Source organism: Robertmurraya mesotrionivorans (assembly GCF_050971805.1).
In the GTDB taxonomy this organism is placed as follows: domain Bacteria; phylum Bacillota; class Bacilli; order Bacillales; family Cytobacillaceae; genus Robertmurraya_A.
The window spans coordinates 68742-85129 of record NZ_JBPCCH010000002.1 but is presented as its reverse complement, the minus strand read 5'-3'; the positions used below and the strand labels follow the sequence as shown (position 1 = coordinate 85129).

The window sequence follows — 16388 nt, the reverse complement described above, 5'->3', positions numbered from 1 at the left end:
CTGTAAGTTCCATTACCAGAAAATATTATATATTAAAAACTAGAAAAGGAGTGGTTTCATGAAAAAAAGTAGTGGTTATTTAAAGTCTCCAGATTTACTTCCCATTTCCCACAGCGATAAAAAAATTGGATCATTAGGCTTTTCAATTATTTGGGTAGGGATGGCAGTCGTTTTAGCAGCATTTGCTATTGGTGGCTCTGGTGTACAGAGTCTGCCTCTTGGCTGGGTAATTGTAGCAACGATTATTGGTTCAGTCGCAATTGGAATCTTTATGACAATTATTGGAGACATCGGAATCGAACATGGATTATCCTTCCCCGTCTATATGAGAGCACCATTTGGAACCATCGGTACTCATATTCCTTCCATCGTTCGTGGAGTAACCGCTGCTTGTTGGTTTGGTATTAATACGTACTTTGGTGCAACCGCAATGAACGGAATACTAAATGCACTTTTTCAATTTGATAATTGGTTTATTTGCTTCGTATTGTTTGCTACTGTTCAACTTGTGAACACCGCATTAGGGATTAAAGCGATTGAACGCTTCGCCGATTTGGCCGCTCCGATCATCATTATTATCTCTGCCTGGATGTATACATCCCTATCTGACAAAGCTATTGAGCAAGGTAGAGACGTTTGGACTTGGGTGGAAAGTCCGGTGACAGGTGGTGCTGCATTAACCGCATTTATGGTTGTTGTTATGGCAAATATGGGCTTTTGGGCTACTCTTGCCGCGGATATGCCTTCTTTATCCCGTTTTATCAAAGCTCCTAAAAACGAAAGAAATTGGTTTAAACGAAACAAAGCTCAAATTTTTGGAAATATCATTGCCATGCCGATTACAAACACGTTTATGGTCATTATCGGCGCAGTGTCCTATATTGCCGTTTTAAATTATGACCCGGTCGTCGCTCTACAAGAAGCAGCTACTGGCTTTATTCTAGGTATTCTTCTCCTTATGATCGTTTTAGCACAATGGTCAACCAACACATCAGCAAATGTTATTCCAGCAGCTACGATTTTCTCGAATGTTGGCGGTCCGAAAGTTCCGTTCTGGGTTGGAGTAATCATCGCAGGTGTGATTGGGATTGTCGTTCAGCCATGGAGCTTATTTGGAGTGATTGTTCCTGCTCTACTCGTGATTGGTGGGGTTTTATCTGCCATCGTTGGCATATTATTTACCGATTATTATGTGATTCGCAAAAGACGAGTTAACGTAGCAGACCTGTACGAAGCAGATGGTCAGTTCAAATACATGAATGGGGTCAATCTTGCTGGAATGATTTCATGGATCATCGGAGGCGCAGCCGCATACTATTTATCAACCTATTCCTTTATTGTTGGATTCTTGGTAGGGGCCATTATTTACTATTTCTTAGCCAAGTATTGGTGGTTTAAAAAATATGAGCAAGCTGAGCTCGTGGATCCTAGCGACGAAAAATACCTCGGTATCACCGTCGGACGTGATTGGGATATAGAAGCAGGAGAAGAATCTGTTCTTGTAACAGAGCCGATTAACACACAAGTATAAAAGGGGGACACCTCATGTCTGAATACCATCAATATCTTCAAGAAAGAGATAAGATTGATTTTTTCATTCAAAAAGGATTTACGATTAAAAATGTCACCGAAACATTAAGCGGATCCTTTGTTGACTTTGTAAACGAACAATCTGAAGAAAAAGAAACCGTCACCTTGCATGTCGGTACAGCCGAAGGGCGTAAGTATTTCTCAGTGATGATTATTAAACAGCAAAAAGGAGCTTAACACAAACGCGAGTCACACAGACAAGGTCTGCGTGACTCACGTTTTTACCAATTGAATTGGAAGGGGGCTGTTCCTTGAAATCGTATATTACTGTAGGAGATTTGTTACAAAGAAATCATTTTGAAGATATTGAAATTCTTGCAGGGGAAGAGGGACTTATTCGTCCAGTAAAGTGGGTACATATTGTAGAAGTAACCAATATTCGCAACCTTTTGCGTGGAGGTGAATTTATTTTATCCACTTGTGCCTTATTACATGACAATAATGAGTTGTTTTTATCCGTAGTAGAGCAATTAATTGAAGTACACGCTTCTGGATTATGCATTGAACTAGGTACATACACCACGCATATACCTAATGAGGTTATTGAGCTTTGCAACCTGCACCAATTTCCGTTGCTCATTTTTCACAATGAAGTACCATTCGTGGAAATCACTCAAGATATTCATACCCTCCTAATCAATCGTCAATATCAAATGATATCTGAGCTCGAAAGCTACACACAGGAACTAAACAAAAAACTACTTACGTTCGGCCATACAAAGGAAATTCTGCAGTTTACGAAGGAATACTTACAGATTCAAGTGATGATTGTCTTTAACAATCAAGAAATACAATTTTCTCCGGATGTAAAAGTAAGTGATAAAAAGAAATTTATACACATAATTCATAGTGAGAGAAATCAAGGTACCGACCTGGCCCCTCAAACAATGACAAAAGTGCCGATTCATATATTAGGAGATACATATGCAGAATTATATCTAATTGCGGAAAACCGCACTCTTACAGAATTTGATCACTTAATACTTGATCGAACCGCAACTGCACTGGCGCAACTCCTTTTAAGACAACTATACGTAGAAGAGAAAAAGAGGATTGAGGAATCTGAATGGCTCACAAGTTGGCTAGATGGGGAGCATAGCGAAGATGCCATTCATGACTATTTGGCCTATCATTTCCCAAAGATTAAACCGAAAGGAGCATTTGTATGTCAATTTAAGTTAGGAGCAATCTCAGACTTTTCCATGCTTGATATCACCTATTTTAATTTATACGTTCGTGCTTTTTTTGAACCTCAAGGATTTACACTCTTTTCAATTGAAAAAAAGCATACAATTACTTTTATCTTCGTTAACGAACGAAACACCTCAACGTGGAAGGCCCGGATGAAGGAAGGGATTCAACGTTTAGAAAAATCGGATATAAAAATGGCCAACCAAACAAGTCCTTTTGTACTCGGAGTAGGAAAATTTGTTACACAATTATCCCATGTTCATGAAAGCTATTTAACCTCCTTAGAAACGATCCGCATCCAAGACCGCTTAACCGTACCTTCTCAAAGTCATTTTTACGATGATCTGCATATTTTCCGCCTTATTTCCTTATTAAATAAACATATTAATCTACAAGAAATTGTCATGGAGTATCTCGAGCCCGTTTTAACCTATGACGATATGTACAATGGCAAGTTATTAGAAACGCTAAAAACATATCTAGCCTGTAACGGGTCCAAGCAGGAAACGGCTAAGCGATTATTTATCGTTCGCCAAACGCTCTACCATCGTATTGAAAAATTAGAAAAGCTTCTTGGTGAGGACTTTTTACATCATGAAAAAAGGCTTGCGATTGAGTTCATGATTCTGTCTCACGAATTCCTTCTTTCTTCCCAGTTGAAGAAGGAGAAAGGAGTGCCTCAGTTATTCCCCAATGAAGGCAAAATGTAAAGTTTAACACAAGCATTTTTTCACAAAACGTCTAATGCCACAAAGGCAGCATATCCTTGATAATAATAATAATAATAGAAGATAACTAATTATTTAAAAGGGGGATGCACGAATGACAGTAATCAAAAAGCATACGGTAAAGCTCAAAAACTATATTAATGGGGAATGGGTAGAGGCTTGTAGTTCAGATTCATTGGAAGTGCTAAATCCTGCAACCTCAGAGGTGATCGCAACCGTTCCCCTTTCTTCTAAAGAGGACGTTGACCAAGCAGTAAAAGCAGCAAACATTGCTTTTCAAATGTGGAAAAATACTCCCGTGCCAAAGAGAGCAAGGATTCTATATAAATACCATTATTTATTAACAGAAAATCATGAAAAACTCGCTCAGTTAGTCGTAAAAGAAAATGGCAAAGCGTATAAGGAAGCATATGGAGAGGTTCAACGAGGAATTGAATGTGTCGAGTTTGCCGCGGGAGCTCCTACATTAATGATGGGTGAAACTTTATCCAATATTGCTGAAGATATTGATTCCGAAATGTATCGTTATCCGTTAGGGGTAGTCGGTGGAATTACACCATTTAACTTCCCAATGATGGTTCCACTATGGATGTTCCCACTTGCGATTGCCTGTGGAAATACCTTTGTACTAAAACCGTCGGAACGAACGCCTCTTTTAGCCAGCGAACTAGTTGAATTATTTACTCAAGCCGGAGCTCCTAAAGGAGTGCTTAATATTGTTCATGGAGCACATGATGTAGTGAATGGGCTGATCGAACATGAAGATGTAAAGGCGATTTCCTTCGTTGGTTCACAGCCGGTTGCAAAGTATGTATACGAGCGTTCAGCAGCACAAGGGAAAAGAGTGCAGGCATTATCCGGTGCTAAAAACCATCATGTCGTCATGCCTGATGCCAATCTTGAAAAAGCAGTTTCTCATATTATTAGCTCTGCTTATGGAAGTGCAGGCCAACGATGTATGGCATGTAGTGCAGTCGTTGTTGTTGGTGATGGAGAAGAGTTTGTAGCTGCACTTAGGGAAAAGGCAGACGAATTACTAATCGGAAATGGTCTTGATGAAGAGGTATTACTAACACCTGTTATCCGTGATTCTCACCGCGAGAAGGTCTTACAGTACATTGATATCGGCGTAAAAGAAGGGGCCACTCTCGTTCGCGACGGGCGACCAGAGATGGAACAGCATAAAGAAGGCAGTTTTCTTGGACCAACTATTTTCGACCATGTTACTCCTGATATGAAAATTGCAAAGGATGAAATATTTGCCCCAGTTTTAAGTCTATTACGGGCAAAGGACCTGGATGAAGCTTTATCATTTATTCGCAAGTCCCGTTATGGAAATGGAGCAACCATTTACACAAAGGACGCAGCTGCTATTCGTCAATTCCGAGAAGAAGCAGATGCTGGCATGCTTGGGATCAATGTTGGTGTACCTGCAACTATGGCCTTTTTCCCATTTTCCGGCTGGAAGGACTCCTTTTATGGAGATCTACATGTAAATGGAAAGGATGGCGTCAATTTCTTTACAAGAAAGAAAATGATTACATCCCGTTTCGACTATTAAAACATAACAGGGTGAGAAAGGGGAATTTGCGATGGCTCAAATGAAGCAAGGAGAAGATTTTCTAACAAAAGATAAAGAATTTGTATGGCACTCCATGAAACCGTACAATCCAAACGGTACGATGATTGCTGAAAAAGCAGAAGGCTCTTGGGTAACAGATCTTGATGGAAATCGCTTTTTGGATGGAATGGCTGGTCTTTGGTGTGTCAATGTAGGATATGGTCGGCCAGAGCTCGCCGATGCTGCATATGATCAGCTAAAGAAAATGGCTTATTTCCCACTCACCCAAAGCCATACACCTGCGATTCAATTAGCTGAAAAGATTAATGAACTTTTGGGCGACGAATACGTGATCTTTTTTTCGAATAGCGGTTCAGAAGCGAATGAAACAGCCTTTAAGATTGCTAGACAATATCATCAGCAAAAGGGGAACCACTCACGATATAAATTCATCTCTCGTTATCGAGCCTACCATGGCAACACGATGGGGTCTCTTGCTGCAACAGGGCAGGCACAGCGAAAGTACAAATATGAACCACTAGCACCTGGATTCGTTCATGTGCCGCCACCTGACTCTTATCGCTCAAACGATCAATTGGACAGTCCAGCCTCGGAGCTCGACTCTGTCAAAGATATCGAGCGAGCGATGACATGGGAGCTCAGTGAAACGATTGCTGGAGTCATCATGGAACCGATCATTACCGGTGGAGGCATCCTCATTCCGCCTGATAATTATATGAAGGGTGTTAAGGAAGCTTGTGAAAAACACGGCGCTCTATTAATTGTTGACGAAGTGATTTGCGGATTTGGTCGTACAGGGAAAGCATTCGGCTTTATGAATTACGGAGTGAAGCCTGATATAGTTACGATGGCAAAAGGGATAACAAGCGCCTATCTTCCATTATCAGCAACAGCTGTCAAAAAAGAAATCTATGAAGCTTTTAAAGGCAGTGAAGAATACGATTACTTCCGCCATGTCAATACATTCGGTGGCAATCCGGCTGCTTGTGCTCTTGCATTAAAAAACCTAGAAATCATGGAGACGGAAAAGTTGTTTGATCGTTCCAAAAATTTAGGAGAACAACTAAAGGAGAGATTGAATATAAGCTTACGTAACCATCCGTTCGTAGGGGATGTTCGTGGAAAAGGGTTACTAATAGGAATTGAACTCGTTAAGGATAAAGCCACTAAGGAACCATTAGATGTGGATTTGGTAAACCAAGTGATTGCTGGCTGTAAGAAAAAAGGACTCATTATTGGGAAGAACGGGGCAACAGTAGCTGGATTTAATAACGTTCTTACCATATCTCCCCCATTATCCATTAAAGAGGAAGATCTCGACTTCTTATTTACAACTGTCACTACTGAACTAGAGGCGCTCGTCAAATAAACTTAGAGCATCGTGCGTTTTCTAAAGTAACTAGAAAGGAAGAATGCTATGAAAATTGGAGTACCAAAAGAGATCAAAAGCCAAGAGAACCGCGTTGCTCTTACACCTGCTGGCGTCCTACAATTAAGCACAAAAGGTCATTATATTTTCGTAGAAAAGGGAGCCGGATTGGCTTCAGGTTTCATTGATGAAGAGTATATAGAAGCGGGAGCATGTATCGTTGAAACAGCCGCTGAAGCTTGGGCATGCGAAATGGTCATCAAAGTAAAAGAACCCATTCCAAGTGAATATGCTTATTTTTATGAAGGATTAATTCTTTTCACCTATTTGCACTTAGCTGCCAATTTCTCTTTAACAGAAGCTCTTATTCAGAAAAAGGTAGTAGCCATCTCCTATGAAACCGTTCAACTGCCCGATCGCAGCTTGCCATTATTAACACCAATGAGCGAGGTAGCAGGAAGAATGGCTGCTCAAATTGGGGCCTCCTACTTAGAAAAAAGCAAAGGTGGAAAAGGGATCCTCCTGGGTGGTGTGCCTGGTGTAAATCGTGGGAAAGTAACGATCATCGGTGGAGGCGTTGTTGGAACAAATGCAGCCAAAATTGCTATTGGTCTAGGTGCAAAGGTATCTATCCTTGATGTGAGTGCAGCAAGATTAAGAGAATTAGACGATATCTTCGGCTCGTCTATTACTACACTTATGTCGAATCCATATACGATTGGCCAAGCGGTCGCGGATTCGGACTTAGTCATTGGGGCAGTTCTTCTTCCTGGTATGAAAGCTCCAAAGCTAGTAACAGAAGAAATGGTTCGACTCATGGAGGAAGGCTCTGTCATAGTTGATGTGGCCATTGACCAGGGAGGAATTTTTGAAACGGCTACACATGTGACCACGCATGCCGATCCAACCTATACGAAGCATGGTGTCGTCCATTATGCAGTTGGCAATATGCCTGGGGCTGTTCCAAGAACGTCAACCATTGCGCTAACAAATGTCACGGTTCCATATATTATCGAAATAGCAGACAAAGGCTATAAAATTGCATTTGCTGAAAACAAGGCCTTATTTAAAGGGTTAAATGTCATTGATGGAAAAGTTGTTTACGAAGGGGTTGCTATGGCACATAATCTTCCGTACGTTTCCACCATTTAATAGTCGAGGAGGGATTATAGATGACGTTACAAACACTTTCAATTAATAAGGAGCGACTAGAAAAAAGAATACAGGAGCTTGCGGAGATTGGAAAGATTTCCGATACAGGTGTTTGCCGCTTAGCTCTCTCGAAGGATGATAAGAAAGCAGTTGAGACCGTTAAAAGATGGATGGAGGATGCTGGATTAGCAGCACGAATTGACCATTTTGGAAACTTAATTGGCAGACTAGAAGGAAAGAATCCTGATGCACCTATATTAATAGTTGGCTCTCACATCGACTCACAGCCTTATGGAGGAAGATTTGATGGAGTAATTGGTGTATTAGGTGCTCTAGAAGTTGTCCAAACGATGGTAGAAAAAAACATAGTGCCTGATACTCCCATCGAAGTAGTTGCCTTTTGTGATGAGGAAGGTTGTCGATTTAACAAAGGCCTATTTGGGGTAAGAGGAATTCTTGGCAAGCTAGAAGAAGGAGAGCTTGAGAGGAAGGACAAAAATGGAGTAACAAGAAGAGAGGCACTAATTGAGTTCGGCTGTGATCCAACTAGATTTAAGGAATCAGAGTATAAAGAAGGGAGCATTGGTGCCTTCTTAGAGCTTCATATTGAACAAGGTCCTATTTTAGAAGCAAAGGGGGTTCCTGTTGGGATTGTGACAGGTATATCTGGCCCTCTTTGGCTTTCTATTGAGTTAGAAGGATTTGCCGGTCATGCTGGGTCCGTACCGATGTCGATGCGACAAGACGCACTAGTTGGTGCTGCTAAAGTAATTGTCGCACTAAACGAGTTGGCCAGTCAGGATCCAAGTGCGCCAACTGTGGGAACCGTCGGAAGTCTACAGGTTTTCCCGGACTCTCGCAATATTATCCCTGAGAAAGTAACCTTTACCGTCGATTTACGAGATATTGATATTAATAGAAGGCATGTGCTTGAAGCAAACTTAAGAAATCAAATCAGAGAAATATCGGAAACACATGGTTTACGTTGTACCATTTCCGAAGATACCAATAGCGAACCAAGGTATTGCTCTGAAAGATTAATGAATATCATGAGGCAACAAAGTGAAGTGATCGGTCTTAATCCTATTGAATTGATGAGTGGTCCTTTTCACGATTCTCTTTCCATGTCTTATGCATGCGAATACGGCATGATCTTTGTGAGATGCAAGGACGGAATCAGTCACAATCCTAAGGAATTTTCAACGATCGAAGATATCTCACTCGGAACCGAGCTCCTCTACCGCACCGTCATCCACTACAATAGGTGACAGACACCCTTCGTGGACAGATTTGTTGTTTTGTCCATCCGAGGTGGACACACCAAACATCTAGTTCTATTGAGCTAGGTGTTTTTGTTCATTTTACGACATAAAAGGAGATTTCTCTCCGAAATATGTAGAATCATATTATAATTAACAGAATCAATAAAGAGTTACATAGCATCATAGCATATTTTACTCTATCGGTTATTAAAATGAATGGGGAGAAAAAATATGGAGGAATTATTATGACATCAGAGAAGCTATTTGTTCAGAAAAGATATTATCAAACCCTAATTGAACAAGAAACGGATTTCCCTGTACGTTCGCTTGGGGAAGCTTATTATAAGGAGCAACAAAAGGACGTACCTGACTTAACACCCATTCGATTCGCGCAAGGGGAAGTGTATTTCCTATACAAAGACTTTGAATCAGCGATCTTTAAATGGGAAAGCATTCAAAATGAATTAGCACCATGGGCAAAAAAGAATATCGCTGATGCTTACTTGGAGTTAGAGCAATACTCAACTGCAGAGGAAATCTATAAAAGAGTAAGTACCGAGTCCATCGTACTTCATACAGAAGTTTCCTTACAGCTGTTTAGACTGTATGTAAAAGACGGTCGTACCCATGAAGCAACGTCTATTATTAGCGAAATCATTAACAACCATCCCGACTATTCAGGAGTAACTGAGCTTGCCCGTCTCTTCTTTGAAGAAATAGAAGATTGGGCTAACGCAATTAATCTTGCAATGAAAGAATTTATGCGTACCAACTCTCCAGAATGGATCGATGTCATTAAAAGATATTGCGATGAAAAACGAACCACAATTTTTAAACCTGAAGAGTACACGCCATTTTTATCGTACTTGTTACGCCTTGATCGTATTCGATTCGAAAAAATTGTTTTTAAGCTATGGGAAAATTACGAAGAACAATCAGAGCTACTCGATTGGGTAAGCGAGCTTAATTCATTACTGCTACAATCTGAGCTCCCTGAACAGTTATCATGGAAGCTGTTATCTCAGCAATACTTAAAAACATTTCAGCTATTTTTAAATGGAAAGTATTCCTTGAACGAGATTCAAGAAATCATTCCATTACTGCTGAAAAATTGGATGCGTTTCGCAGAATCAAATCATTTTGTCTATACCGCATGTGCAGCACTTGCATGGAACGAAGTTTTCCCTGGAACGATCAATGAAGACACCGTTACGGAGGCAAACCATGCATTATCCAATTCAGCACCAAATGGACTGATTGATGTGCACCAGACAAAACAATTGTTCACTAGTATCGTTACTTGGGCTGAAGAAGAAGATCTTCCTGTAAGCAATAAGCTGAAATGGATCATGGAGAATCTACAAAATAAGCAAAGCACCATTACATTGTTTACAGGAACAAGCAAGCTACAAACAACGATTTTAAGTGATGTGCTTGGACATGAACAAGTAAACCAATTGTCTTCCAAATTAGCGTTGTATAGCTACTTGCCTGAGCCTGAATTAGTTGAAGTGAACTCTGTGGAATCCAAACAAGTAGACAGTCCTACGGAAATTGGATCAACCGATCATTACATTCACTCTAAAGGACCTTATGAACTATTAAAAGCAGCAAACACATCATTAATGTCTATACCACCGTATCGTGGAACGGTTCAAGAAAGAAGTTCTCTTTCCGTTAATTTACACATGGCTGATAGCATTATTTATGTTTTAAATGAGGAAAATCCCTTAAACGATATGGAATTGAATGTGATCAAGCAAATGAACCAGCAAGCTAACGATCATATGTTCATTTTTATCCTTCCGATCCCAAATGCGGTAGAAGAAGAGACTGGCGTTTCTTATTATTTGGAAACCATTAAGAAGAACCTGAATCCTATCTTCCCGAATGCTGACATTTACCCGTACACGTCTTCTAAGGCTCTGGTCTGGAGTGACATTTTGAAAGATGTTAACAGCGAGCAATCCAACGAAAGAAGAACTAGAAAAGAGCTTTACTTTATTAAAGAAACACTACACTATCTGTTAGCTAAACGAGCTGATAAAGAAGAAAAATTAATCGATGTCATTCAATGGAACAAAGAAATGTTAGCTAAGGTTAGTGGAGCTTCCATGCAGCTAGGTGATTTAGAACAGGAAGTTGGAGAAAGACTGAAGAGCAATTATGTTACGATCCTGCAGGAGCTTTCTGCAGAAGTAGAAGCAGACATACCTAATGTACTAAAGACAACAGCTGAATCTATTACAGATCAAAGCAACCTTGCCACTATCCATCTTCAATTAAACGAGGAAATGAACAGGCGCATGGAGGAATATTTACAAAACACCACCCTTCCAAAGCTCTACTCCTCCCTTCAAAAATGGATTGGTCTTACGAAAGAGGAACTACAGCAAATTCGTGCTTATTTAGATGAAATGGCTACAAGCTTTAATGGCTTATACGGAATTGAAAAATTTCAATTTCCAGTAGATGATCAATTACTTCATGACTGGAGAAGAGACACTGGACGGTTGACAAGTGGTGTTCAATTAGAACACATCAACATTATGTTAAAGCATAATCCAACACAATTATTACTAAAGGGCGCAGGTAAGCTATTCGCTGGCATCGGTCAAAATAAAGCCATGCTGCAGCAAAAATACAAGCGCTATGTGGAAACGGAAGATTATTCAGAAGTAGCAAAACAAGTAAGTAAACAGTTTTTTGCCCCTTATCATTTTTTTGCTATGGCAATACAAAGGGATTTAGAATCGTTCTTTCAAAAGCCAAAGGATGAGTTAACACATACGGCAGAAGATTTAGTAGAAAAGATCAGCCAGTATGAGCAATCTTTAACAAAGCTTCAGCATAATCCAACAGCTTTTGAGGATCCAATTAAGCTATTCACGGTCCGTTATAAGCAATATGAATTCCTATTTACTGGACTTCCTAAAGTCAAACAAGAAGTATAAGCAGTTTTCAAGCTGGTGCAAACATATGCACCAGCTTTTTTCATTCACCCACCTAAACTTTTTGAACAAAATGTGAATACCTTCACATAGTTTGTGAAAGTGTGACAAACTTCACAAGTTTTCAACATAAAAGAAGTTAAAATAGAGCTATCAAGTCGATTGTGAAATAACGAGCATAAAGCTCAGGCTAGGGAGGACATAACAAAATGGAAAAACGACATTTAGTTCTTATTGGTAACGGGATGGCTGGAGTAAGAGTAGTAGAGGAAATTCTAAAACTAACACCCGATACTTTTCATATAACAATCTTTGGAAACGAACCATATCCAAACTACAACCGAATTCAGTTATCAAATGTATTGCAAGGGAAAACAACGGTAGATGACATTTTCCTAAATGAATGGGAATGGTACCGTGAAAATAATATCACTCTATATACAAATGAAGCAGTTACAAAGATCAATACACAGTTAAAGACAGTCGTATCTTCAACGGGAAGAATCGTTGCTTACGATGAACTTATTATCGCAACAGGATCAAGCTCATTCATCCTTCCGGTACCCGGTGCAGATAAACAAGGCGTAACAGGCTTCCGTGATATCCAAGATTGTGAAAATATGATGGAAGTAGCTCGTACTCATAAAAAAGCAGTAGTCATCGGTGGTGGCCTTCTTGGTCTAGAAGCTGCAAGAGGTTTAATTGACCTTGGTATGGAAGTACATGTGGTTCATTTGATGCCACACCTAATGGAAAGACAGCTAGATGAGACAGCTGCAACGATGCTGAAAGAAGAACTTGAAGCTCAAGGGATGAAGTTCCTTTTCCAAAAACAAACGAGTGAAATTCTTGGAGATGACCGCGTAACAGGTCTTCGATTTAGCGATGGAACAGAAATCGAAACAGATCTAGTCGTTATGGCTGTTGGAATTAAACCAAATACACTGCTTGCAAAAGAAGCTGGAATTAACGTAAACCGTGGGATTGTCGTAAATGACTTTATGGAAACAAATACACCTAATGTATATGCGGTTGGGGAATGTGCAGAACATAGAGAAGTTACGTATGGAATGGTGGCCCCACTGTATGAACAAGGGAAGGTTTTGGCACAGAGAATACTCGGATTAGAGGTTGCACCGTATGAAGGATCGGTTACAGGGACTCAACTAAAGGTATCTGATGTTGATCTGTATTCTGCGGGTGAAATTATTGATGATAAATCAACAAAAGCAATTAAAGTTCACAATGAATTTGAAGGCATCTATAAAAAGATACTAGTAAGAGACAATCGAGTGGTAGGGATTGTTCTATACGGTGACACAAAGGATAGCACAAAATTGTTCCGCATGCTTGTTGATAAAGAAGATGTAAGTGGTAAAACAAGCGCTAGTATTCTTGATTCTGGTTGCTGTGGTGGGGGTCAAGCAGACATGAGCGTTGACTCTATGCCGGATACGGAGATTGTGTGTGGATGTAACGGCGTATCAAAGGGAACCATCGTGGAAGCCATTCAAACTAAAGGACTTACAACAGTTGATCAAGTATCTAGCTGTACAAACGCCGGACGTTCTTGCGGTCGTTGTAAGGGCCTTGTTGGTGAAATTCTTGCTTACACATTGGGTGATTCATTTGATGCAACAAAGGCTAATAAAAAGACTCTATGTGGCTGTACAACATTAAGTCGTGACGAGGTTGTTGCTGAAATTAAAGAAAAAGGCATGATGAGTACAAAAGAAGTCATGAATGTTCTTGGCTGGAACAACGAGGAAGGCTGCAGCAAATGTCGTCCTGCTCTTAACTACTATTTAGGTATGCTGCATCCTGAAGAATACCTTGATGAACGTGATTCTCGACTTGTTAACGAAAAAATGCACGCAAACATTCAAAAGGACGGCACATACTCTGTTGTTCCAAGAATGTACGGTGGTGTAACGAATGCTGATGACTTAAAGAAAATTGCTGAAGTAACTGAGAAATACAATATACCGCTTGTTAAGCTTACGGGTGGACAGCGTATCGCATTGCTAGGTGTGAAAAAGGAAGATCTGACAAATGTTTGGGAAGACCTTGGTATGCCATCTGGTTATGCCTACGGAAAAACATTACGTACCGTAAAAACATGTGTGGGATCTCAATTCTGCCGTTATGGTACACAAGATACAATGCAACTAGGAATCGACCTTGAGAAGAAATTTGAACGTCTAGACACTCCACATAAATTTAAGATGGGAGTATCTGGTTGTCCACGTAACTGTGCTGAAGCAGGAATTAAAGATATGGGGATAGTCGGAATCGATGGCGGATTTGAGTTGTATGTAGGCGGTAACGGAGGAACCGATCTTCGTGCTGGTGACCTTCTCTGCACGTTAAAGACTGAAGAAGAAGTAATGGAAATGATTAGTGCTTATATTCAATACTACCGTGAAACCGCGAATTACCTAGAGCGTACATCTACTTGGATTGAACGTGTGGGGCTAGATCATGTAAAAGAAGTATTGCAGGATGCTGAAGTAAGAAAAGAATTAACGGAGAAACTTGATCGTTCCCTAACTAGATACACAGAGCCTTGGAATGAAGCATTGAAAAATCAACAAATTCGTGAAAAATACTACAAAACAGAGGAAATTCCAGAAGTTTTAGTCTAATATCGTAAATGAAAAATTAATATTTACGAAGACGAAAATGATGGGTAAAATTAAAGGAAAGGTTTTGGTGATTGATATGCCACAAACATTAACAAAGGTTGATGTCGGAAATTATCAAACATTAGCACATCAAGCAGGAAAAGTGATCAGACTTGGCGAAAAAGAAATAGTCCTATTTAAATTATCAACTGGAGAAGTAAAAGCAGTTGAGAACAAAAGTCCACATCCAAAGGGAGGCACATTGGCAGACGGCTTAGTTAGTGGAAGCTATGTATACTGTCCACTTTATGATTGGAAAATCTCTTTGAATGATGGTAAGGTGCAAGCACCAGACGAAGGACAAGTAAAAACGTATGATGTAGAAGTAGAGGATAATCGCATTTTATTACTAATATAAAGGATGGGGGCGACTTCGCCCCCATTTGCCTTAGGGGAGGAAGTTTGTATGACAACAGGAAAAGCATTTTTAGTTGGAGCAGGACCAGGGGATATTGGTCTCATTACAGTAAAAGGCCTAGAAGCCATTCAAAGAGCGGAGGTTATTCTATATGACCGACTTGCAAACCCAAAGCTTCTGGATTTTGCACCTCCAAATTGTGAGTTTATCTACTGTGGAAAGCTTCCTGATCGTCATACCCTCAGGCAGGAAAAAATAAATGATCTTCTTGTAGAGAAAACAGCTTCAGGAAAAATCGTCGTTCGATTAAAGGGAGGAGACCCTGGAGTATTCGGACGAGTAGGAGAAGAAGCAGAGGCATTAGCTCAAAATGGGCTTTCGTTTGAAATGATTCCAGGAATTACTTCCGGAATTGCAGCCCCTCTTTATGCCGGCATTCCAGTAACCCACCGAGAATATGGAGAATCGTTTGCCATTGTTACGGCTCATGATAAATCAAAAGATGGAAAATCCGCACTCAATTGGGAAGGCCTTGCAAAAGGAATCGATACGATTGCTTTTTACATGGGAGTAGGCAATCTTTCTCATATATGTACGAATTTACTCTCACATGGCAAACCAGCTTCAACACCAGTCACGCTCATACAGTGGGGAACATTTGGACGTCAAAAAACACTAGAAGGTACACTTGAAACTATCGTTCAGCGTGTAGAGGAAGCAAAGTTTACGAATCCAGCCATCACACTTGTAGGAAACATCGCTTCTCTTAGAGAAAAAATCAGCTGGTTTGAGAAAAAACCATTATTTGGCCGCCAAGTATTGCTTCCAAGAACAGGGTTGAACACAAGCAATATAGCAAAGGCATTAGAAGAACAAGGGGCTGACGTGATTGAATTCCCTAAGTGGAAACGCGTAAAAATCACTCCAGATCACCTTATTTTATCAAAGCTTTCTATGTATTCTTCCATCATATTTACGTCTCCTGAGAGTGTTGACGAATTCTTCCAAATATTGATGGAAGAGAAAATAGATATTCGCTCAATCCAAGCTGATTTGTACGGCTTGTCGAGGAAATCAGTAAATCAACTGTTGAATAAAGGACTGCTCGCTAATCCAATTGAAAAATTAAGAAAAGGAGGGACTATCCTCCTTATTGGAAATAGTAATAATATAGAAGAAACTAGTCAAGACGTCTTGAATTTTGGGAATTTTGATACCTTTACAACCTCAATAAAAGAAGTGGATGAAAGCTATCTTCCTATTTTTAAGCGTATGCTTGACGACTCTAAGCTTAATACAGTAATCTTTCCGAGTTCCGCTTCTGTACCAATATTGATAAAAGCACTTGAAAAAACTGATTTTCTAACAATAGATACGGTAAAAGAACTAGAAATATACTGCTTAGGAAATCAAACGATGGATGCGCTTCTAGCACATGATATACAAGGGGCAGAGCAAACAAAAGAAGCAACCATCCCATCACTTGTATTTACTTTAGTTAATAAGTCTGATTCCTAAATA

General features: G+C 40.0%; 11 protein-coding genes. All 11 read left to right on the top strand.

Annotated elements, in window-relative coordinates; translation table 11 throughout:
• The first annotated feature begins 58 nt into the window (after window positions 1-58).
• Complete coding sequence (locus ACRX5O_RS04510; RefSeq protein WP_433904830.1) at window positions 59-1531, top strand: NCS1 family transporter; 1473 nt, start codon at window positions 59-61, stop codon at window positions 1529-1531.
• A 14-nt stretch (window positions 1532-1545) separates the two neighbouring features.
• Window positions 1546-1767: a hypothetical protein gene (locus tag ACRX5O_RS04505; RefSeq protein ID WP_433904829.1), complete on the top strand. Its 222-nt coding sequence runs from the start codon at window positions 1546-1548 to the stop codon at window positions 1765-1767.
• A 74-nt stretch (window positions 1768-1841) separates the two neighbouring features.
• Window positions 1842-3491 carry a PucR family transcriptional regulator gene (locus tag ACRX5O_RS04500; RefSeq protein WP_433904828.1) on the top strand — a complete coding sequence of 550 codons (1650 nt, stop codon included), beginning with the start codon at window positions 1842-1844 and terminating at the stop codon, window positions 3489-3491.
• A gap of 112 nt (window positions 3492-3603) precedes the next feature.
• Window positions 3604-5070 (top strand): CoA-acylating methylmalonate-semialdehyde dehydrogenase, encoded by a 1467-nt coding sequence (locus tag ACRX5O_RS04495; protein ID WP_433904827.1) that lies wholly within the window; start codon window positions 3604-3606, stop codon window positions 5068-5070.
• Window positions 5071-5101: 31 nt separating this feature from the next.
• A complete protein-coding gene (locus ACRX5O_RS04490; protein WP_433904826.1) occupies window positions 5102-6460 on the top strand; it encodes an aspartate aminotransferase family protein in 1359 nt (452 codons plus the stop codon).
• Between the two features lie 48 nt (window positions 6461-6508).
• Entirely contained in the window at window positions 6509-7612 is a 1104-nt protein-coding gene (gene ald / locus ACRX5O_RS04485) for an alanine dehydrogenase (protein ID WP_433904825.1), read from the top strand.
• Between the two features lie 20 nt (window positions 7613-7632).
• A complete protein-coding gene (locus tag ACRX5O_RS04480) occupies window positions 7633-8880 on the top strand; it encodes a M20 family metallo-hydrolase (protein ID WP_433904824.1) in 1248 nt (415 codons plus the stop codon).
• A 239-nt stretch (window positions 8881-9119) separates the two neighbouring features.
• Window positions 9120-11828, top strand: a complete 2709-nt coding sequence (locus tag ACRX5O_RS04475; protein WP_433904823.1) for a tetratricopeptide repeat protein — start codon at window positions 9120-9122, stop codon at window positions 11826-11828.
• 206 nt (window positions 11829-12034) lie between these two features.
• Window positions 12035-14470 carry a nitrite reductase large subunit NirB gene (nirB, locus tag ACRX5O_RS04470; protein ID WP_433904822.1) on the top strand — a complete coding sequence of 812 codons (2436 nt, stop codon included), beginning with the start codon at window positions 12035-12037 and terminating at the stop codon, window positions 14468-14470.
• 37 nt (window positions 14471-14507) lie between these two features.
• Window positions 14508-14867, top strand: coding sequence for a nitrite reductase small subunit NirD (gene nirD / locus ACRX5O_RS04465; protein WP_433904821.1), 360 nt, complete (start codon window positions 14508-14510; stop codon window positions 14865-14867).
• Window positions 14868-14915: 48 nt separating this feature from the next.
• Window positions 14916-16385 carry a uroporphyrinogen-III C-methyltransferase gene (gene cobA / locus ACRX5O_RS04460; RefSeq protein WP_433904820.1) on the top strand — a complete coding sequence of 490 codons (1470 nt, stop codon included), beginning with the start codon at window positions 14916-14918 and terminating at the stop codon, window positions 16383-16385.
• Window positions 16386-16388: the final 3 nt, after the last annotated feature.

What these genes read in the sequence shown, in the direction of transcription:
- ACRX5O_RS04510 (WP_433904830.1), top strand. Translation starts at nt 59, where the DNA reads ATGAAAAAAAGTAGTGGTTATTTAAAGTCTCCAGATTTACTTCCCATT.
- ACRX5O_RS04505 (WP_433904829.1), top strand. Translation starts at nt 1,546, where the DNA reads ATGTCTGAATACCATCAATATCTTCAAGAAAGAGATAAGATTGATTTT.
- ACRX5O_RS04495 (WP_433904827.1), top strand. Translation starts at nt 3,604, where the DNA reads ATGACAGTAATCAAAAAGCATACGGTAAAGCTCAAAAACTATATTAAT.
- ACRX5O_RS04490 (WP_433904826.1), top strand. Translation starts at nt 5,102, where the DNA reads ATGGCTCAAATGAAGCAAGGAGAAGATTTTCTAACAAAAGATAAAGAA.
- ald (WP_433904825.1), top strand. Translation starts at nt 6,509, where the DNA reads ATGAAAATTGGAGTACCAAAAGAGATCAAAAGCCAAGAGAACCGCGTT.
- ACRX5O_RS04480 (WP_433904824.1), top strand. Translation starts at nt 7,633, where the DNA reads ATGACGTTACAAACACTTTCAATTAATAAGGAGCGACTAGAAAAAAGA.
- ACRX5O_RS04475 (WP_433904823.1), top strand. Translation starts at nt 9,120, where the DNA reads ATGACATCAGAGAAGCTATTTGTTCAGAAAAGATATTATCAAACCCTA.
- nirB (WP_433904822.1), top strand. Translation starts at nt 12,035, where the DNA reads ATGGAAAAACGACATTTAGTTCTTATTGGTAACGGGATGGCTGGAGTA.
- nirD (WP_433904821.1), top strand. Translation starts at nt 14,508, where the DNA reads ATGATGGGTAAAATTAAAGGAAAGGTTTTGGTGATTGATATGCCACAA.
- cobA (WP_433904820.1), top strand. Translation starts at nt 14,916, where the DNA reads ATGACAACAGGAAAAGCATTTTTAGTTGGAGCAGGACCAGGGGATATT.